The sequence below is a fragment of the Streptomyces sp. UNOB3_S3 genome (assembly GCF_020740895.1).
Lineage (GTDB): Bacteria > Actinomycetota > Actinomycetes > Streptomycetales > Streptomycetaceae > Streptomyces.
This window is the reverse complement of the sequence record NZ_JAILXP010000123.1, coordinates 1-18,149: the sequence shown is the minus strand read 5'-3', so window position 1 is coordinate 18,149 and position 18,149 is coordinate 1. Positions and strand designations below refer to the sequence as shown.

Sequence of the window (18,149 nt, the reverse complement as noted above, 5' to 3'; positions counted from 1 at the left end):
CAGCAACGGGGCCGCCCCCGTCGACACGGTGGAGCTCTCCAAGGACAGCCCCGCCACCCCGGAGAACTGAGCCCCCCGGGCCTCCGAAGGGCCCGGAATGGATGCCGCGTCACCCAGGTTTTAGCCTTGGGGGCGCGGCATCGCGCATTTGCGCGCGGTCCGACGAGCTCCCCTGGGGCCGCACACGGCGCGACGTACGAGAGAACGAGGCAAGCCCATGACCGACCCGGTGACGCTGGACGCCGAGGGCTCCATCGGCGAATTCGACGAGAAGCGGGCCGAGAACGCCGTCCGCGAGCTGCTGATCGCGGTCGGTGAGGACCCCGACCGGGAAGGCCTGCGGGAGACCCCGGCCCGGGTGGCCCGGGCGTACAAGGAGATATTCGCCGGCCTCTGGCAGGAGCCGGAGGACGTGCTGACCACCACCTTCGACCTCGGGCACGACGAGATGGTGCTGGTCCGGGACATCGAGGTGTACAGCACCTGCGAGCACCACCTCGTCCCCTTCCACGGTGTGGCGCACGTCGGCTACATCCCGTCGACCAGCGGCAAGATCACGGGGCTGTCGAAGCTGGCCCGGCTGGTGGACGTCTACGCCCGCCGCCCCCAGGTGCAGGAGCGCCTCACCACGCAGATCGCGGACTCCCTGATGGAGATCCTGGAGCCGCGCGGTGTCGTCGTGGTCATCGAGTGCGAGCACATGTGCATGTCCATGCGGGGCATCCGCAAGCCCGGCGCCAAGACGCTGACCTCGGCGGTCCGCGGCCAGCTCCGCGACCCCGCGACGCGCGCCGAGGCGATGAGCCTGATCATGGCGCGCTGACGCCGGACACGAAAAAGGGGCCCGTCACACGACGGGCCCCGTCAGGGGAGCGGGGAACTGCGCGACCAGCCACGGGCGACCCGCAGTCGACGGCACCCGGAAATGCGTTAGGCGCTGAGCCGGCTGCCCATCCACTTGAGCGTCGGGTTGAGCTCACGTCGCCACGTGTTGAAGTTGTGACCGCCGCTGTCGAGGACGATCGACGACACACGGGTCGGGGACTTCGACGCCATGTCGATGAACTTCATCGTGTCCTTGTAGTTGTGCTCGCCCTTCTTGCTGGTGGTCACCAGCAGCGAGACGGGCGGCAGCTCCTTGTTCTTCAGGCGCCACAGCAGGTCGTTCTCCTGCTCCAGCTGCTTGCTGCCGCCGAAGAGGGAACCGGTCGTCGGGTCCTGCGGGGCCTTGTAGTAGCCGGAGAGCGAGGCGGCCGCGCTGTACGCGTCGGGGTGGCGCATCGCGATCTTCAGCGCGCAGTAGCCGCCGGTGGAGTCGCCGATCATGCCCCAGTTCTTGGCCTTGTCGCCGACGCGGTAGTGCTCCGAGATGGCCTTGCGCAGATCCTTGGCGAAGAACGTCTCGGTCTGCGGGCCGCCGGGTATGTCCATGCACTCGGTGTCACGGGGCGGGGCGACGGTGGGACGCATCATCACCAGGATGGTGGGCTGCATCTTCTTGTCCTTGGCCAGCTTGTGCGCCCGCACCGGGTAGTCCAGACCCTTGATCAGCGCCTCGGCGGTGCCCGGGTAGCCGGTCAGCGCGACGGAGGCGGGAAAGGTCTTGTTGGCGTACTGCGGCTGGAAGTACTCCGGGGGAAGGTAGACATACGCCGGGCTGCTGATCTTGGACTCGACGCCCACGATGTTGATCTTCTCGATCTTGCCGCCGACCCGGGGCACATTGCCGCGCGGGACCTTGACCTGCTGGGCGCTGACCACCTGCACCCGCTTGGCCCCGGCGCTGTGGTCGACGACCACGCCCTCGTTCTTGACCTGACCGAAGAGGTCGGCCCAGGAGCCGTAGAAACCGAAGGACTGGTTGGCCCAGAGGCCGATCGCCGCGAACAGCGACAGCTGCGTGGCGATCATCATGCCGACGCGGGCCAGAACGGAACCGATGCCCTTCTTGCCCAGGCGGGGCCAGAGCCAAATGGTCAATGCGAACAGCACGACCGCAGCCACGATGGCAATGATCAGTACTGCCATGCTGGTGAGACCCATGAGGTGCTTTCTGCCGAGCGCCCCGGCGCGCGGGGTCGCGGAATGGTTACTTCTTTCCGGGCTCGGCCCCCCACGGAACCTCAACCCCGAAACCGTCGTCCTACAGGGCGCACATTGTCCGGGTGCTGCCGCCGAGTGGCGCAGGCCCACTCGACAGGACGACGGGAAGAGATGTCTGTCAGGGTAGATGGCAAAAAGTCCGACGAGGTTCCTTCGGGATCGAAGAGGCTCACGGGGCTTGCGCGTCTTATCAAGGGGCCCAAGCCCGAGAACGTGCCTGCCGTCGTGGGCACGATCGGGGCCCTCATCGGTCTCGCTGACATCGCGGCCGGGGTCATCCCCCGGTTCCGGTGGAGCAGGGTGCACGCCCTCTCCGAGGTGCTGCCCGGCTCCGTGACCCAGCTGGCGGCCGCCGGCTCGATCATCGTCGGCATCCTGCTGCTGATGATCGCCCACGGTCTGAAGCGCGCCAAACAGCAGGCCTGGCTGGCCGCCGTGATCCTGCTGCCCATCGGTGCCGCCGCGCAGCTGCTCTACCGCCACTCCTACATCGGTGGCGCCCTCTCCCTGCTGCTCTTCGTCTACCTGCTGCGCCACAAGAAGTCCTTCGCCGCGCTGCCGGACTCCCGCAGCCGCTGGAAGGCGCTGGCCAACCTGATCATCATGGGCGGCGTCAGCTTCGGCCTCGGCTGGGTGATCGTCGGCTCCCACGCCAACAAGATGATCGGCGACCCGCCGGTGCTGGAGCAGATCGAGCACGTCCTCTGGGGCCTCGTCGGCTTCGAGGGCTCGGTCCGCTACACCGACCACGTCGACTACACCGTCGGCTACTCGCTGGGCGCCCTCGGTCTGCTGACCGTCGCCACCACCGCCTTCCTGGCCTTCCGCTCGGCCTACCCGGCCCCCCTCCTCACCGAGGAGGACGAGGACAAGCTGCGCGAGCTGCTGGCCAAGCACGGTGAGCGCGACTCGCTCGGCCACTTCGCGCTGCGCCGCGACAAGAGCGTCGTCTTCTCCCCGTCCGGCAAGGCCGCCGTCTCGTACCGCGTCGTCTCCGGCGTGATGCTCGCCAGCGGTGACCCCATCGGTGACGTCGAGGCCTGGCCGGGCGCCATCGAGAAGTTCATGGAGCTGGCCAAGCGCCACTCCTGGACCCCCGCCGTCGCCGGCTGCAGCGAGACCGGTGGCGAGGTGTGGGCCCGTGAGACCGGCCTGGACGCCCTGGAGATGGGCGACGAGGCCATCGTCGACGTCGCCGACTTCAGCCTGACCGGCCGTTCCATGCGCAACGTCCGCCAGATGGTCAAGCGCATCGAGCGCAACGGCTACTCCACCAAGGTGCGCCGCGTCGGCGACCTGACCCCCGAGGAGCTGGACGCCGTCCAGCGCGCCGCCAACGCCTGGCGCGACACCGAGGACGAGCGCGGCTTCTCCATGGCCCTGGGCCGGATCGGCGACCCCAAGGACCTGGACGCGATCATCGCGACCGCCCACAAGGACCCGGAGGAGGGCGAGGACCTCCCCTTCGGCGACCTCCGCGCCATGCAGCACTACGTCCCGTGGGGCAAGGACGGCAGCTCGCTGGAGCTGATGCGCCGCGACCGCAGCGCTGACCCGGGCATGAACGAGCTGCTGATCGTCGCCTTCCTCCAGGCCGCGCCCGAGCTGAAGATCAAGCGCCTGTCGCTGAACTTCGCGTTCTTCCGCTCCGCCCTGGAGCGCGGCGGCAAGCTGGGCGCCGGCCCGGTGGTCCGTATCCAGCGCACGGTGCTGATCTTCCTCTCGCGCTGGTTCCAGATCGAGTCGCTGTACAAGTTCAACGAGAAGTTCCGGCCCCGCTGGGAGCCCCGCTTCGTGGTCTTCCCGAACAGCCGTGACCTGCCCCGCATCGGCTTCGCGATGATGCAGGCGGAGGGCTTCCTGGAGCTGCCGCGCCTGCTGCGCCGCCGCCCGGCCCCGCCGGAGGAGGTCCTGGACCAGCAGGAGGCTCCCGAGCAGAGCGAGGTCACGCGCGCCGCGTGACATGGGGTGACACCGCCCCGCGGCCCCTCCCCGGCTTCCCGCCGGGGAGGGGCCGCGTCGTTCACCGGCCTTGTCGCACGCCCTAGGCTGGTTCCATGAGTACGTTGCGCGGCCGTATCGGGCCGGTCGGACTGCCCGAGTGGGACCGCTGTGCGGTGATGGGCGTGGTGAACGTCACCCCCGACTCGTTCTCCGACGGCGGTCACTGGTTCGACACCGCGCTGGCGGTCAAGCGGGGCCTGGAGCTCACCGCCGCCGGCGCCGACCTGGTCGACGTGGGCGGCGAGTCCACCCGCCCGGGCGCGGTGCGGATCGACGAGGAGGAGGAGCTCCGCCGGGTGATCCCCGTCGTCCGCGAGCTGTCGGGCGAGGGCGTGGTCGTCTCGGTGGACACCATGCGGGCCGCCGTCGCCGAGGCCGCCGTGGAGGCGGGCGCGGTGCTGGTCAACGATGTGAGCGGCGGTCTCGCCGACCCCGCGATGGTGCCGGTGGTGGCCGCCGCCGGGGTGCCGTTCGTGGTCATGCACTGGCGGGGCTTCAGCGCCGATATGAACAGCCGTGCGGTCTACGGGCCCGATGTGGTCGGCGATGTCGTCGACGAGCTGCGGCAGCGGCTGGACGCGGTGGTCGACGGCGGCATCGAGCCGAACCGGATCGTCGTCGACCCCGGCCTGGGCTTCGCCAAGCACGCCGAGCACGACCTCGCCCTGGTGGCCGGGCTCGACCGGTTCCGCCGGGAACTGGAGCTGCCGATGCTGGTCGCCGCCTCCCGCAAGCGCTTCCTGGGCCGGGTGCTGGCCGGGCCCGAGGGCGATCCGCCGCCGGCCCGCGAGCGGGACGCCGCCACGGCCGCCGTCTCGGCGCTCGCCGCGCGCGAGGGCGCCTGGGCGGTCCGGGTCCACGAGGTACGGGCCAGCGCCGACGCCGTCCGGGTGATCCGGGCGGTGGAGCGGGCGGCCGCCGTGCCCGCCGCCGGTCACCGCGCCGCCGAGGGGGCCTGAGTGAGCGCCGCTCGCACGGACGCCGAGCGGGTCGAGCTCGCGAACACGGCCCTCTACGAGGCGATGGAGCGCGGCGACACGGCCGCCATGGACCGGCTCTGGCTGGACGACCCCGGGACCGAGGTCTCCTGTGTCCACCCCGGCTGGCCCGTGCTGCGCGGCCGGAGCGAGGTGCTGCGCTCCTACGCCCTGATCATGGCGAGCACGGACTACATCCAGTTCTTCCTCACCGATGTGGAGGTCGAGGTCGTCGGGGACACGGCCCTGGTGACCTGCACCGAGAACATCCTCAGCGGTGCCCCCTCGGAGACCGAGGGCGAGCTCGGCCCGCTGGTCGGCCAGCTCGTCGTGGCCACCAATGTCTTCCGGCGGGCGGGCGACGAGTGGAAGGTGTGGTCCCACCACGGCTCCCCCGTGCTCGCGGGGCGGGAGGACGAGGAGGAGGACGACTCGTCCGAACCGGGGGCGTGAGAAATCGGGGCCGTGAGAAAACGGCGCCGTGACGGTCGTCACGGCGCCACACGTCTGTGTGAGGAAAAGTGGCCACTCGTTCGAGGTGCTCGGCCCCCGGGTAGGGGTTGAGCACGTGGATCTTCGGGTAAGCGCGGCGGGAGCCGCTCCGCACCCGAGGTCGGGCGCTGTCGGTGCCCGCAGGTAGATTCGAAGGTGGGCAACCCGGTCGAAGGCGGGTCCTTACCGACAACCAGCAGGAGTGATTCGTGTGGATCGTGTCGCGCTGCGCGGCTTGAAGGCTCGCGGCCACCACGGGGTTTTCCCCAAGGAACGCGAAGAGGGCCAGACCTTCATCGTGGACCTGGTGCTGAGCCTGGACACCCGGCCCGCCGCGGCCGACGACGACCTCGCGAAGACCGTGCACTACGGCATCGTGGCCGAGGAGGTCGTGGACGTCGTGCAGGGCGAGCCCGTCGACCTCATCGAGACCCTCGCCGAGCGGATCGCCCAGCAGTGCCTCAAGCACGAGGCGGTCCGGGAGGTCGAGGTCGTCGTGCACAAGCCGGACGCCCCGATCACCGTTCCTTTCGACGATGTGACGATCACTATCACCCGGAGCCGAGTATGAGCAGCAGCGACCCGACCGTGCAGCCGGTGCCCGCCTCCGTGGTGGAGCGGGTGGACGCGGCCGATGTGACCCTGAGCAATCCCAAACGCGCCGTGATCTCCATCGGCAGCAATCTGGGCAACCGCCTGGAGACCCTCCAGGGCGCGATCGACGCGCTGGAGGACACCCCCGGCCTGCGCGTCAAAGCCGTCTCCCCGGTCTACGAGACGGAGCCCTGGGGCGTCGAGCCGGGCGCCCAGCCGACGTATTTCAACGCGGTGGTGCTGGTGAAGACCACGCTCCCGCCGGACTCCCTGCTGGAGCGCGGTCACGCGATCGAGGAGGCCTTCGAGCGCGTGCGGGACGAGCGCTGGGGCCCCCGTACGCTCGACGTCGACATCGTCACGTACCAGGACGTCGTCTCCGACGACCCGGTGCTGACGCTGCCGCATCCGCGCGCGCACGAGCGCGCCTTCGTGCTCGCCCCGTGGTACGACGTGGACCCCGAGGCCGTGGTCCCGGGCCGTGGCACGGTGAGCGAGCTGCTGGCCGGTATCGGCCGCGAGGGCGTGGAGCCGCGCGCCGACCTGGAACTGCGGCTGCCCGAGTAGCCGTTGGGCCTACGTAGTTTTTCCGGATGACGAAGAGGGGCGACAGCTCGGTGAAGCAACTTCGGATCGGGGTGCTGGCCGGCCTCTTCGCCGTGGCCGGAGTCCTTTCATGGGCCGCCGCCCGCCTGTGGGACTCCTTCGGCACGCTGCCCAGCGTGCCGGTGGCGGCGCCCATCGTGCTGGCCGTCATCGCGGCGGCCCTCTTCGCCACGGCCCTGTCCCTGCGCGCCCGGCTGCGCGCCCAGCGTGAGCGCCGGCCGGGGGCGAAGGGTGTCGACCCCCTGGTGGCCGCGCGCGCGGTGGTCTTCGGCCAGGCCAGCGCCCTGGTCGCGGCCCTGGTCGCCGGCATGTACGGCGGGGTGGGCGCCTTCCTCCTGATGGACGGCCTCGACGTCCCCGCCCGCCGCGACCAGGCCATCTACGCGGCAGCCTCCGTCCTGGCGGGCGCCTGCGTCGTGGCCGCCGCCTTCTTCATGGAACGCGTCTGCAAGCTCCCGGAAGACGAGGACGACGAGGGCGGCCCCGGAGCGTCGAGGGCGTAACAACCTGGTTGTGGGCAATCGTCCCGCCGGGCTGGGGGCACCTCCCAGCGGTAGCTGGGGGAGGGTGGGCACAACCCGCCCACCGGGCCGCACCCGAACGCGCTCCTACGACCCCGCCACCGTCTCGACGACGGCCTCGCTCCGCGAGGCCCCCCGCGCATCGGCCTCGATGCTGCGCCGCAGCGCCTCGTGCAGCCGCGCGGGGGTGAGGACCCCCAGGAAGCGGTCCGCGTCATCCCCGTCCAAGACGGCGATCCACCCCGCGTCATGCTGCAACATCGTGCTGAACGCCTGCTTCAGCGAAGCCCCCAGCGGCAGCCACGCGTCCATCCGCCGCGCCCGTTCCCGCACCCGTGCCGTCCCCGCGCCGGAGGCGATCGCGTCGGCGGAGACCCAGCCGTGCAGCCGGTCCGCGTCGTCCAGGACGACGGCCCAGCGCGCGTCGTCCGTCGCGAGCCGCACCCGCGCGTCGGACAGCCGGTCGTCGAGGTGGACCACCGGCGGCTGCTCCAGGTCGCCGGCCTCGATCGGCGTTACCGACAGCCGCTTCAGGCCCCGGTCCGCGCCCACGAAGTCGGCGACGTACGGCGTGGCGGGCGCGCCCAGCACCACCGCCGGGGCGTCAAACTGTTCGATTTTTCCATGGCCGTAGACCGCGATGCGGTCGCCGAGCCGCACCGCCTCCTCGATGTCGTGCGTCACGAAGAGCACCGTCTTGCGCACCTGCGACTGAAGCCGCAGGAACTCGCTCTGCAGCCGTTCCCGCACGACCGGGTCGACGGCGCCGAAGGGTTCGTCCATCAGGAGGACGGGCGGGTCGGCGGCGAGCGCCCGGGCGACCCCGACGCGCTGGCGCTGTCCGCCGGAGAGCTGGTCGGGGTAGCGGTCGCCGTAGACGGACGGGTCGAGCCCGACGAGGTCGAGGAGCTCGGCCGCCCGGTCGCGGGCCCGCTTGCGCTGCCAGCCCAGCAGGTGGGGGACGGTCGCGGTGTTCTCCAGGACCGTCTTGTGGGGGAAGAGGCCGACCTGCTGGATCACATAGCCGATGCGGCGCCGCAGCTCGACGGGGTCCACGCCGGCGATGTCCTCGCCGTCGACCCGGATGCGTCCGCTCGTGGGCTCGATCAGCCGGTTGACCATCTTCATGGTGGTGGTCTTGCCACAGCCCGAGGGCCCGACGAGCGTGACCAGCTCGCCCTCCGCCACCTCGAAGGAGAGGTCGTCCACGGCGGTCGTGCCATCGGCGTAGCGCTTGGTGACGTGCTCGAAGCGGATCATGGTTCCCCATTGTCGCCGTACTGTCCTTCGAACATTGTTGCCGTTGGATGACCGTCGGAGGCGAATGTCAGTGCTCCGGGTTAGGGTCGCCAGTAGCCGACCGTGAAAGCCGAGGGGGAGGTGAGGCACGGATGGCGGCACAGAACTGCCTGATCGCCAACGACTGGTTCTGCGGCGAATATGTGCGGACGCGCGGCCAGGAGCTGACGGACGCCACGCTCCAGCACATCGGCATCACGCTGGTGTCCGTGGCGATCGGCCTGCTCGTCGCCTTCCCGCTGGCGCTGTTCGCGCGCCGCTGGCGGGCGGTCCAGGGCCCGGTGCTCGGCGCGACCACGATTCTCTACACCGTGCCCTCGCTGGCCATGTTCTCGCTGCTGGTGCCGGTGTTCGGCCTGTCGGCGGCCGTCGTGGTGACGGGGCTGGTGCTCTATTCGCTGACGATCCTCGTGCGGAACATCCTGGCCGGCCTCGCCGCCGTGCCGGAGGAGGCCCGCGAGGCCGCGCGCGGCATGGGGTACGGGCCGATAAGGCTGCTCTTCGGGGTGGAACTGCCCCTGGCGGTCCCCGCGCTGATGGCCGGTCTGCGGATCGCCACGGTCTCGACCGTCTCGCTCACGACGGTGGGCGCGATCATCGGCTACGGCGGCCTGGGCAATCTGATCTACGAGGGAATGCGCAGCTATTTCAAGGCGCAGGTGCTCACCGCGTCGGTGCTGTGTGTCGCGCTGGCCGTCGCCGCCGATCTCCTGCTGTTGTTCGCCCAGCGGCTGTTGACGCCCTGGGCGCGGACCGGCCGCCGTGCGGTGAACCGCCGCGCGGCCGAGGAGGCGGTGGTGGTCTGATGGACGTCATCGGGCGGACGTGGGACTGGCTGACGACCGGTGCCCACTGGTCCGGCACGGACGGCGTCTGGCACCGGCTGGGGGAGCACCTCTTCCTGACCGCCGCGTGCCTGCTGATCGCGTGCGCCATCGCCCTGCCAGTCGCCGTGCTGCTCGGCCATCTGGGCAAGGGCGGCGCCCTCGCGGTCAACCTCTCCAACGCGGGCCGCGCGGTGCCGACGTTCGCGGTGCTGGTGCTGTTGCTGCTGAGCCCGCTCGGGACACACGGTTCCTGGCCCACCATCATCGCGCTGGTCCTCTTCGCGATACCCCCGGTGCTGACCAACGCCTATGTGGGGATGCGCGGCGTGGACCGGGACATGGTCGAGGCCGCCCGGGGCATGGGCATGACGGGCGGTCAGGTGATGGCCCGGGTCGAGCTGCCCCTGGCCTTTCCGCTGATCGTGACCGGGGTGCGGTCCGCCGCCGTCCAGGTCGTGGCCACCACCACGCTCGCCGCGCTCCCCGGAGGCGGCGGCCTCGGCCGGGTCATCACGGCCGGCTTCCGGCTCACGGACACCGCGCAGGTGGTCGCCGGGGCGGTGCTGGTCGCGGGGCTCGCGCTGCTGGTGGAGGGCGCCTTCGTGCTGCTGCAGCGACGGCTCGACCCACTGCGGGGCCGGGTCCGTACGGCACGTGCCACCGCGTGACGCGCCACCGCATGACGCGCCACCGCATGACGAATCCCGCATGACGAACGCTCAAGCCTGACTGGATGGAGTCTCGTATGACCAGGACACCGCGTCGAGCGCGGACCACTCGCGCGCTGCTGGCGGTGGCCGGCGTCGCGGCCCTCACGGCGGGTCTCGCCGCGTGCGGCGGCGACAGCCTGGAGAAGTCCAAGGAGGGCGGGAGCTCCACCGGATCGGGCAAGGATTCGCTGGTCATCGGCTCGGCGTCCTTCACCGAGTCGAAGGTGCTCGCGGAGATATACGCGGGGCTGCTCAAGGACGCCGGATATTCGACGTCCATCCAGACCGTCGACGCCCGGGAGCTGTATGAGCCGGCGCTGGAGAAGGGGCAGATCGATGTCGTCCCGGAGTACGCCGCGACGCTCACCGAATTCCTGAACAAGAAGCAGAACGGGAAGGACGCCCCGCAGGTCGCGTCGGGCGACTCGGATGCCACCGTGAAGGCCCTCCGTAAACTCGCCGAGCCGCGCGGGCTGAAGGTGCTCGACGCCGGGTCGGCGGTCGACCAGAACGCCTTCGCGGTTACCGATGAGTTCGCGAAGAAACACCAGCTCAAGACGCTTTCCGAGCTTGGAAAGTCGAAGGAGAAGGTACGGCTCGCGGCGGGCGACGAATGCTCCCAGCGGCCCTTCTGCCAGCCGGGCCTGGAGAAGACCTACGGCATCGACGTCGCCGGTCTCGACCCGCTGGAGGTCGGCAGCACCCAGGCCAAGCAGGCGGTCAAGGACGGCAAGGACCAACTGCTGCTGACCACCACCACGGACGCCACGCTCGCGCAGTTCGGACTCGTCCTCCTGGAGGACGACAAGAAGCTTCAGAACGCGGACAACGTCCTGCCCGTCGTGAATGCCAAGAAGGCGGGTTCGCAGAAGATCGCGGATGTGCTCGGCAAGCTGAACAAGGTGCTGACCACGGCTGATCTCACCGAACTCAACAAGAAGGTCGACGCGGAGCGGCTCAAGCCCGCCGATGTCGCGGCTCAGTACCTCAAGGAGAAGAAGCTTCTGACGAAGTGACGGCGTAGGGGAGAAGTAAGATCAAGGGAAGAGTTTGGTGGTGGGCTCACACGTTCGCCGCGACGCACGGTAAGTTTCAGGCCATGCCACGAGGACGCCACCGCCATTCCGCCCCCCTCCACCGGCTTCTTCCCCCGCTGACGGTCGCCGCGACATCGGTCGCCTGCGCCGCGGGTGCGCTGGCGGTGGGTGAAACCGCTGTCATCCGCGGCCTCGCCGTCGCCGCGGCCGCCGCCACGGTCGTCGGCTCGGTGATGATGCGCCGCTGGGACCGCGCAGCGGGCAAGCGCGTCGCCCAGCTGACCGCCGCCCGTACGCGGGAGGAGTGGAAGACCGAGGAACGCGTGGCCGAGCTGGAGACGGACCTCGAAGAGACCCGTCTGCTGCGCACCGGCCTGGAGTCCAAGCTCCGCGCCAAGCGCGCCGAACTCGCCCGCCTCCGCACCGAGCACGCCGACCTGCTGCGCCGCTACGCCGCCGCCGAGACCGGCCGGGCCAGCGCGCTGGAGGGCCGCCGCCTGCTGGAGAAGGGCGGGGTGAAGGAGCTGGATCCGGCGGACAAGGCCGGCAAGCCGGCCCCGCTGGACGCGGAGGCATACCGCAAGGCGGCGAACGCGCTCCAGTCCCTGGGCCGCAGCACGGACGCGGTTGTGGGCAATCGTCCCGCCCTGCGGGACGGGCGGGCACAACCCGACCACCGGCCCGCACTCGAAAAGGCTCCCCAGCCCGCGCAGCCGGCCGCCAAGGCCAAGGCCGCCGCGGCGAAGGCCACCCCGTCGGCCAAGGCCCCCGAGCCGGCTCGCGCCCCGCAGGCACCTCAGGCGCCCCAGGCCGCCAAGCAGCCCACCGCGGTGAAGGCCACCCCGCCGGCCAAGGCCACCCCGCCCGCCAAGGCGCCCGCGCCCGCCAAGGCGCCGGCGGCCCGGCCCGCCGGGACGGTCGTGCCGGCGGCGCGCCGTAAGTCGGGCGGCTTCGACTTCTTCGGCAACAGCGTCGGCGCCGCCGCCGGCAAGAAGAAGGCCGTCGAGGAGCAGGACCTCGCGGACGTCGTCGGCGAGGAGGCCCTCGCCGACGCGGCCGGGACGGAGAAGGACAAGGTCAAGGTCAAGGACGCGGACGGCAACGTCATCGACCTCACCGTGCACGACGACACCGAGCAGATCGACGTCGTCGAGCTGCGCAGCGCGATCTCGTAGCGGCTACAAGTACGCAGGGAGAAGGCCCGGGGCAGAGCCCCGGGCCTTCTCCCTTTGGCTACTTGTCGATGTCGCCGACGACGAAGAACAGCGAGCCCAGGATCGCCACCATGTCCGCGACCAGCGTCCCCGGGAGGAGCTCGGTCAGGGCCTGGATGTTGTTGAACGAGGCCGACCGGAGCTTCAGCCGCCAGGGCGTCTTGTCGCCCTTGGAGACCAGGTAGTAGCCGTTGAGGCCCAGCGGGTTCTCGGTCCAGACGTAGGTCGCGCCCTCCGGGGCCTTGAGGACCTTGGGCAGCCGCTGGTTGATCGGGCCGGGCGGCAGCCCTTCCAGCCGGTCGAGGCAGGCGTCGGCCAGCTCCAGCGAGTTGTGGGTCTGCTCCAGCAGGCACTCGAAGCGCGCCAGGCAGTCGCCCTCCTCGCGGGTGACGACCTTCAGGACGTCCCCCAGCTCGCCGTACGCGAGGTACGGCTCGTCGCGCCGCAGGTCGAAGTCGACACCAGAGGCGCGGGCGATCGGCCCGCTCACCCCGTACGCGTGGACGGCCTCCGGCGTGAGGACGCCGACGCCACGCGTCCGGCCCCGGAAGATCTCGTTGCCGAGCACCAGCCGGTCGTACACGTCCATCCGCGAGCGCACCTCGGCGATCGCGTGCCGGGCCCGGCCGAGCCAGCCCGCGGGCAGGTCCTCCTTCAGGCCGCCGACGCGGTTGAACATGTAGTGCATCCGGCCGCCGGAGACCTCCTCCATGACCGTCTGGAGCTCCTCGCGCTCGCGGAACGCGTGGAAGACCGGGGTGATGCCGCCGAGCTCCAGCGGATACGAGCCGAGGAACATCAGGTGGTTGAGCACCCGGTTCAGCTCGGCCAGCAGCGTGCGCGTCCACACCGCGCGCTCGGGGACCTCCATGCCGAGCATCCGCTCGACGGCGATGACGACGCCCAGCTCGTTGGAGAACGCCGACAGCCAGTCGTGCCGGTTGGCGAGCATGATGATCTGGCGGTAGTCGCGCGCCTCGAACAGCTTCTCCGCGCCCCGGTGCATATAGCCGATCACCGGCTCGGCGCTCTGGACCCGCTCGCCGTCCAGAACGAGGCGCAGTCGCAGCACACCGTGGGTGGACGGGTGCTGGGGCCCGATGTTGAGCACCATGTCGGTGCTCTCCGCCGCGCCGCCGATCCCGACTGTCGTCTCCGTCATGGGGTTAGTTTCTCAAACGCGGGAGGAGCCGTCGGACGGGCCGATTCCCAGCGCGTCCAGTCGGAGCCCCACCGGCTGGAGCAGCCAGCCGAAGCCGCCCAGGCCCGCCGGGGCGGTCAGCTCCGCCGCCTCGCCTGCCGCGCCGAGGGCCCGTACGTAGGCGGCCGGGTCGGTCGAGGCGAGCGAGAGCGGCGGACGGGCGCCGTCGACGCCCAGGGCCCGCAGCGCCGCGCGCTGGCTGACGACCGAGCCGCCCGGCAGGGTGGCCGCGTCCAGCGCCACGTGCGCGGTGATGTCGCACGAGCCGTCCGGCACGGGGCGCACCTCGCGTCCCTCCCGGAAGCCGGTCAGGGTGCCGTAGGGCGGGCGGGAGGCGCGCCCGTGGGCGTAGTCGACCGCCACCGCCAGCCCGGACCGCAGCGTGCCGACGGCCCGCCGCCAGGCGGCGTCGCGCGGGCGGCCGATCTCGGCGCGGGAGCCGGGCGGCGCGCCCTCCAGGGGCCACCAGCGCTTCAGCCAGTCGGCGTCCTCGCCGGAGACCGGGTCGCCGAGCAGTTCCTCGCCGTCGTCGCGGACGAGCACCTGGCGGGGCGTGCCCTCGCCGTCCGTCTCGGCGACGTCCACCGGGACGTTGTCGAGCCACTCGTTGGCGAACAGCAGCCCCGACACCCCCTCCGGCGGGGTGTCCCGCCAGCTCACCCGGGGGTCGAGGTCCTCCGGGCGGCCGGCGAGCTCCACGGCGTACGGGCGCAGCCGGCCGGCGAGCTCCGCCGGGCACCGGGCGAGCACCCCGGCCACCAGCTCGCCGCGCCCCGCCCCGACATCGACGAACGCGAGCTCCGCCGGGTGCCCCAGGGCCGCGTCGACGCGGCACAGCAGCTCCACGACGGCCCCGGCGTACAGGGGAGAGGCGTGGACGGACGTACGGAAGTGCCCCGCGGGGCCCTCGGGGCGGCGGTAGAAGCCGTCGGGGCCGTAGAGGGCCGTCCCGGTCGCCTCCCGCCAGGTCCTCGCACCGCTCGACACGTTCGCTCCGCTTCCCATACGCACACGTTAAGCGGGCCTACCGGACACCCGCCCTCCACCTTGGGGAGTAGACGGAAACCGACCGGATCGATCGCCGGACTGACCCATGCGGCGACTCGGCGTGCCTACGCTGGGTGACGTGCAGCGCCTCTACGACTTCCTCCGCAGACACCCCACCGGTGTGGACACCTTCTGGGCCCTGCTGCTGCTGGGGCTCAGCGCGCTGTCCATCGCCGACGGGAGCGGGCAGGGGCCGACGGCCCTCAAGATCGCCACGGCCTTCGCGCTCTGCGCGGTGATCGCGCTGCGCCGCCGCTGGCCGGAGAAGATGCTGCTGCTGACGGCCGTCACCGGGGTGGCCCAGGTCGCCTTCGGCGTCTCGCCGGACGTCTCGGACTTCGCGATGCTGGTGATCATCTACACGGTGGCCTCCGGCAACACCCGCTGGGCGTCGCGGTTCGCGCTCGTGGGCGGCCTGCTGGCGGCGCCGATCTCCGCCGTCCGCTGGCCCACACCGCACACCGAGGCGGGCAACGCCGTGCTGGGGGCGGTGTTCGTCAGCGTCCCGTTCGTCCTCGCCTGGGTCCTCGGTGACTCGATGCGCACCCGCCGCGCGTACTGGGCACAGCTGGAGGAGCGCGCCACGCGCCTGGAGAAGGAGCGCGAGCAGCAGGCGAAGATGGCGGTGACCGCCGAGCGCGCGCGCATCGCCCGTGAGCTGCACGACGTCGTCGCGCACAACGTCTCCGTGATGGTGGTGCAGGCCGACGGCGCCGCCTATGTCCTGGACGCCTCGCCCGAGCAGGCCAAGCAGGCCCTGGAGACGATCGCCAGCACCGGCCGCACGGCCCTCACCGAGATGCGCCGCCTGCTGGGCGTGCTGCGCACCGAGGAGGGCGGCGAGAGCGGTGAGACGTATGTGCCGCAGCCGGACGTGGAGCAGATCGGTGAGCTCGTCGAGCAGGTGCGGAGCGCGGGGCTGCCGGTGGAATTCACCGTCGAGGGCGCGCCGCGGCCGCTGCCGAGCGGTGTGGAGCTGACCGCCTACCGGATCGTCCAGGAGGCGCTGACCAACACCCGCAAGCACGGCGGCCCGGACGTCGGCGCGAGCGTCCGGCTGACGTACTTCGACGACGGTCTGGGGCTGCTGGTCGAGGACGACGGCCGGGGCGCGCAGCACGAGCTGTACGAGGACGGTGGCGCCGACGGCATGGGACACGGTCTGATCGGCATGCGCGAGCGTGTCGGCATGGTGGGCGGCACTCTGGACGCGGGGCCGCGGCCGGGCGGCGGCTTCCGGATCAGTGTGCTGCTCCCGGCCAGGTCCGGCCGCTGAAACCATCAGGCCATAAGGCCATCAGGTTTGATTCGTAGTACGCCTCTGAAAGGGACCCCGCATGTCGATCCGCGTCCTGCTCGTAGACGACCAGGTGCTTCTCCGTACCGGTTTCCGCATGGTGCTGGCGGCCCAGCCGGACATGGAGGTCGTCGCCGAGGCCGGGGACGGTGTGGAGGCGCTGAAGGCGCTGGAGGGCACCGAGGTGGACGTCATCCTGATGGACGTCCGTATGCCGCACATGGACGGTGTGGAGGCCACCCGCCGGATCTGTCTGCGGGAGAACCCGCCGAAGGTGCTGATCCTCACCACCTTCGACCTCGACGAGTACGCCTTCTCCGCGCTGAAGGCCGGCGCGAGCGGCTTCATGCTCAAGGACGTGCCGCCCGCCGAGCTGCTGGGCGCGATCCGGGCCGTGCACAGCGGTGACGCGGTGGTCGCGCCCAGCACCACCCGCCGGCTGCTGGACCGCTTCACCCCGATGCTGCCGAGCGCGAGCCCCGAGCCCACCACCGCGGAGCTGAGCCGGCTCACCGACCGGGAGCGCGAGGTGATGCTGCTGGTGGCGCAGGGCCTGTCCAACGGCGAGATCGCGGCGCGGCTGGTGCTGTCGGAGGCGACCGTGAAGACGCACGTGGGCCGCATCCTCACCAAGCTGGGCCTGCGGGACCGGGTGCAGGTGGTGGTGATGGCGTACGAAACGGGCCTGGTCCGGGCGGGCGGCGGGGGCATCGCCCCGTAAGGGGCGCGGGGAACGGCGCGACCAGCCATGGACGGCCCGCAGTCGAATGACCGCGATCCCAGCGGAGCGTTACCGCAGCACGCCCTCCAGGAAATCGCTCCCCAGCCGGGCGACCACGGTCAGGTCCAGCTGGTGGAGCACATAGCGGCCGCGCCGCCGTGTCGTGATCAGCCCGGCCTTCTTCAGCACGGCGATGTGCCGCGAGACCTCCGGCGGGCTGATCTCGTGCGCCGTCGCCAGCTCGCCCGTGGTGAACGCGGCCCGTGCCAGATAGCGGCACATCTTGATCCGCATCGGGTGCGCCAGCGCCTCCAGCCGGAGGGTGAGCACGTCGAGGGACTGCGGCCCGGGCAGCTCGGGGGCGGCCACCGGGTAGTGGACCACCGGCCGCCAGCCGGGGGCGTGCAGCACCCACAGATGGGGCCAGCCGAGGGACGACGGGACGAAGGTGACGCCCGGGCCGACGGCCGGGTCGACCGCGGTCGTATGGCCGCTGGTGAGCTTGTCGACGATGATCCGGGAGCCGTCGGGGGAGAGCGTCACGGCGGGCGAGACCTCGGCGAGGGCCTCGGCGAGGCCCTTGTGCCGCAGGACCTCCGTCTTGTGGCGGGCGTCGTTGGCGAGCTGGACGCGTACCCGCTGCCAGACGTCGTTGAAGAACGCCTCCGCGCAGTCCTCGAACAGCCGCCGCAGCCAGGCCCGGACCGCCGGGGGGTCCTGGAGCAGCCGCTTGGCGAACTCCAGCTGGCGGGGGCCGCGCGCGGTGGCGCGCTCCAGGGCCTGCTCCCGGATCGCCGCGTTCACCAGCGGCGACGGGCCGCGCAGGGTGTATCTGCTGGAGCAGGAGATCTCCAGGGCGGCGTCGACGAACGGCTCGTCGTCCAGCCGGTCCATCATGTCCAGGTCCTCGGCGAGGGTGGCGCCCGGCTGGCCGTGCGTCTCCGGGAGGGCGGCGAACGCGTGGGAGATGTCGGAGAAGGTCGAGCTCCACAGGAAGTCCGCCTCGCACAGCCGGTCGGCGAGGTCCGGCTTGAGCGCCGCGTTCGTCGCGGTGGTCCAGCCGTGCAGCCCGGGGTGGTGCCCGGGCTGGGCCAGGGCGTGGAGGGCGGTGCACAGCTCGGCCAGGGGGGAGGCCCGGAAGACCAGCCGCTCGGCCGGCAGTCCCGCGATGTCGATCGTCACGCTCATACGGCCATCGTGCCTCCCTTTTTCGCAGGTCGGGCCGCCGATTGACGGTCCTCGTCAATCCACGCGCCGAACGGGCGGACCGGGCCGCACCGTGGAGGACATGAGCGCGAACCAGCAATACCTGCTCGACCTTTACCGCACCTCCCGGCATGGCGAGGCCCCGCCGCCCGCCCCGGGCACCGGCGACCGCCAGGCCGTCCGGGAACTCCGCACCTGGTGGGCCTTCCGGGCCGTCGTCGACGAGCGCGTCGCCGCCCGGCGGGCGCGATGGACCCGGTGGACCCGTCGGACGACGGCCCTCCGCCCCGCCC

The 18,149-nt window shown here is 71.3% G+C and carries 19 protein-coding genes; 14 read left to right on the top strand and 5 right to left on the bottom strand.

Features of this window, described 5'->3' with window-relative positions; genetic code table 11:
* Nucleotides 1–217: 217 nt before the first annotated feature.
* Nucleotides 218–823, top strand: coding sequence for a GTP cyclohydrolase I FolE (gene folE, locus K6I33_RS15700; RefSeq protein ID WP_229352248.1), 606 nt, complete (start codon nt 218–220; stop codon nt 821–823).
* Nucleotides 824–930: 107 nt separating this feature from the next.
* Here the strand turns inward: folE and K6I33_RS15695 are convergent, their stop codons facing one another.
* Nucleotides 931–2,043, bottom strand: a complete 1,113-nt coding sequence (locus K6I33_RS15695; RefSeq protein ID WP_229352245.1) for an esterase family protein — start codon at nt 2,041–2,043, stop codon at nt 931–933.
* Nucleotides 2,044–2,214: 171 nt separating this feature from the next.
* Here K6I33_RS15695 and K6I33_RS15690 point away from each other — a divergent pair, with 171 nt between their 5' ends.
* From K6I33_RS15690 to K6I33_RS15665, 6 genes are all read left to right on the top strand, one after another.
* Nucleotides 2,215–4,065 carry a phosphatidylglycerol lysyltransferase domain-containing protein gene (locus K6I33_RS15690; protein WP_229352242.1) on the top strand — a complete coding sequence of 617 codons (1,851 nt, stop codon included), beginning with the start codon at nt 2,215–2,217 and terminating at the stop codon, nt 4,063–4,065.
* Nucleotides 4,066–4,160: 95 nt separating this feature from the next.
* Nucleotides 4,161–5,066 (top strand): dihydropteroate synthase, encoded by a 906-nt coding sequence (gene folP / locus K6I33_RS15685; RefSeq protein ID WP_229352240.1) that lies wholly within the window; start codon nt 4,161–4,163, stop codon nt 5,064–5,066.
* On the top strand, nt 5,067–5,537 hold the full coding sequence (locus K6I33_RS15680; RefSeq protein ID WP_229352238.1) for a nuclear transport factor 2 family protein: 471 nt from the start codon (nt 5,067–5,069) through the stop codon (nt 5,535–5,537).
* 250 nt (nt 5,538–5,787) lie between these two features.
* Nucleotides 5,788–6,147, top strand: a complete 360-nt coding sequence (folB, locus tag K6I33_RS15675; RefSeq protein WP_126915341.1) for a dihydroneopterin aldolase — start codon at nt 5,788–5,790, stop codon at nt 6,145–6,147.
* The gene (folK, locus tag K6I33_RS15670) at nt 6,144–6,737 is read left to right on the top strand and encodes a 2-amino-4-hydroxy-6-hydroxymethyldihydropteridine diphosphokinase (protein ID WP_229352234.1); all 594 of its coding nucleotides are present in this window, start codon (nt 6,144–6,146) and stop codon (nt 6,735–6,737) included. Before folB ends, folK begins: the two co-directional genes overlap by 4 nt.
* A gap of 50 nt (nt 6,738–6,787) precedes the next feature.
* The gene (locus K6I33_RS15665; protein WP_229352251.1) at nt 6,788–7,279 is read left to right on the top strand and encodes a DUF3180 domain-containing protein; all 492 of its coding nucleotides are present in this window, start codon (nt 6,788–6,790) and stop codon (nt 7,277–7,279) included.
* Between the two features lie 105 nt (nt 7,280–7,384).
* On the opposite strand, the gene K6I33_RS15660 is transcribed toward K6I33_RS15665, so the two are convergent.
* Nucleotides 7,385–8,557, bottom strand: a complete 1,173-nt coding sequence (locus tag K6I33_RS15660; protein WP_229352233.1) for an ABC transporter ATP-binding protein — start codon at nt 8,555–8,557, stop codon at nt 7,385–7,387.
* A 131-nt stretch (nt 8,558–8,688) separates the two neighbouring features.
* Here K6I33_RS15660 and K6I33_RS15655 point away from each other — a divergent pair, with 131 nt between their 5' ends.
* The 4 genes from K6I33_RS15655 to K6I33_RS15640 all read left to right on the top strand — a co-directional run bounded on the left by K6I33_RS15655 (nt 8,689) and on the right by K6I33_RS15640 (nt 12,345).
* Nucleotides 8,689–9,402 (top strand): ABC transporter permease, encoded by a 714-nt coding sequence (locus K6I33_RS15655; protein ID WP_229352232.1) that lies wholly within the window; start codon nt 8,689–8,691, stop codon nt 9,400–9,402.
* Nucleotides 9,402–10,091: an ABC transporter permease gene (locus K6I33_RS15650; RefSeq protein ID WP_229352231.1), complete on the top strand. Its 690-nt coding sequence runs from the start codon at nt 9,402–9,404 to the stop codon at nt 10,089–10,091. Before K6I33_RS15655 ends, K6I33_RS15650 begins: the two co-directional genes overlap by 1 nt.
* Before the next feature lie 77 nt (nt 10,092–10,168).
* Nucleotides 10,169–11,149, top strand: a complete 981-nt coding sequence (locus K6I33_RS15645; RefSeq protein WP_229352230.1) for an ABC transporter substrate-binding protein — start codon at nt 10,169–10,171, stop codon at nt 11,147–11,149.
* An 83-nt stretch (nt 11,150–11,232) separates the two neighbouring features.
* The gene (locus K6I33_RS15640) at nt 11,233–12,345 is read left to right on the top strand and encodes a hypothetical protein (RefSeq protein WP_229352229.1); all 1,113 of its coding nucleotides are present in this window, start codon (nt 11,233–11,235) and stop codon (nt 12,343–12,345) included.
* Between the two features lie 58 nt (nt 12,346–12,403).
* Here K6I33_RS15640 and K6I33_RS15635 read toward each other — a convergent pair whose 3' ends face one another.
* Both K6I33_RS15635 and K6I33_RS15630 read right to left on the bottom strand, forming a co-directional pair.
* Nucleotides 12,404–13,546, bottom strand: a complete 1,143-nt coding sequence (locus K6I33_RS15635; RefSeq protein WP_229352227.1) for an NADH-quinone oxidoreductase subunit D — start codon at nt 13,544–13,546, stop codon at nt 12,404–12,406.
* Between the two features lie 12 nt (nt 13,547–13,558).
* Complete coding sequence (locus tag K6I33_RS15630; protein ID WP_229352225.1) at nt 13,559–14,590, bottom strand: SAM-dependent methyltransferase; 1,032 nt, start codon at nt 14,588–14,590, stop codon at nt 13,559–13,561.
* 121 nt (nt 14,591–14,711) lie between these two features.
* Here K6I33_RS15630 and K6I33_RS15625 point away from each other — a divergent pair, with 121 nt between their 5' ends.
* Nucleotides 14,712–15,908: a sensor histidine kinase gene (locus K6I33_RS15625; protein ID WP_229352223.1), complete on the top strand. Its 1,197-nt coding sequence runs from the start codon at nt 14,712–14,714 to the stop codon at nt 15,906–15,908.
* Nucleotides 15,909–15,969: 61 nt separating this feature from the next.
* Entirely contained in the window at nt 15,970–16,650 is a 681-nt protein-coding gene (locus tag K6I33_RS15620) for a response regulator transcription factor (RefSeq protein ID WP_229352221.1), read from the top strand.
* Nucleotides 16,651–16,719: 69 nt separating this feature from the next.
* Here the strand turns inward: K6I33_RS15620 and K6I33_RS15615 are convergent, their stop codons facing one another.
* Nucleotides 16,720–17,838, bottom strand: a complete 1,119-nt coding sequence (locus K6I33_RS15615) for a DUF5937 family protein (protein WP_229352219.1) — start codon at nt 17,836–17,838, stop codon at nt 16,720–16,722.
* A gap of 100 nt (nt 17,839–17,938) precedes the next feature.
* Here K6I33_RS15615 and K6I33_RS15610 point away from each other — a divergent pair.
* On the top strand, nt 17,939–18,149 hold a 211-nt coding region (locus tag K6I33_RS15610; RefSeq protein WP_229352217.1), incomplete at its 3' end, for a hypothetical protein.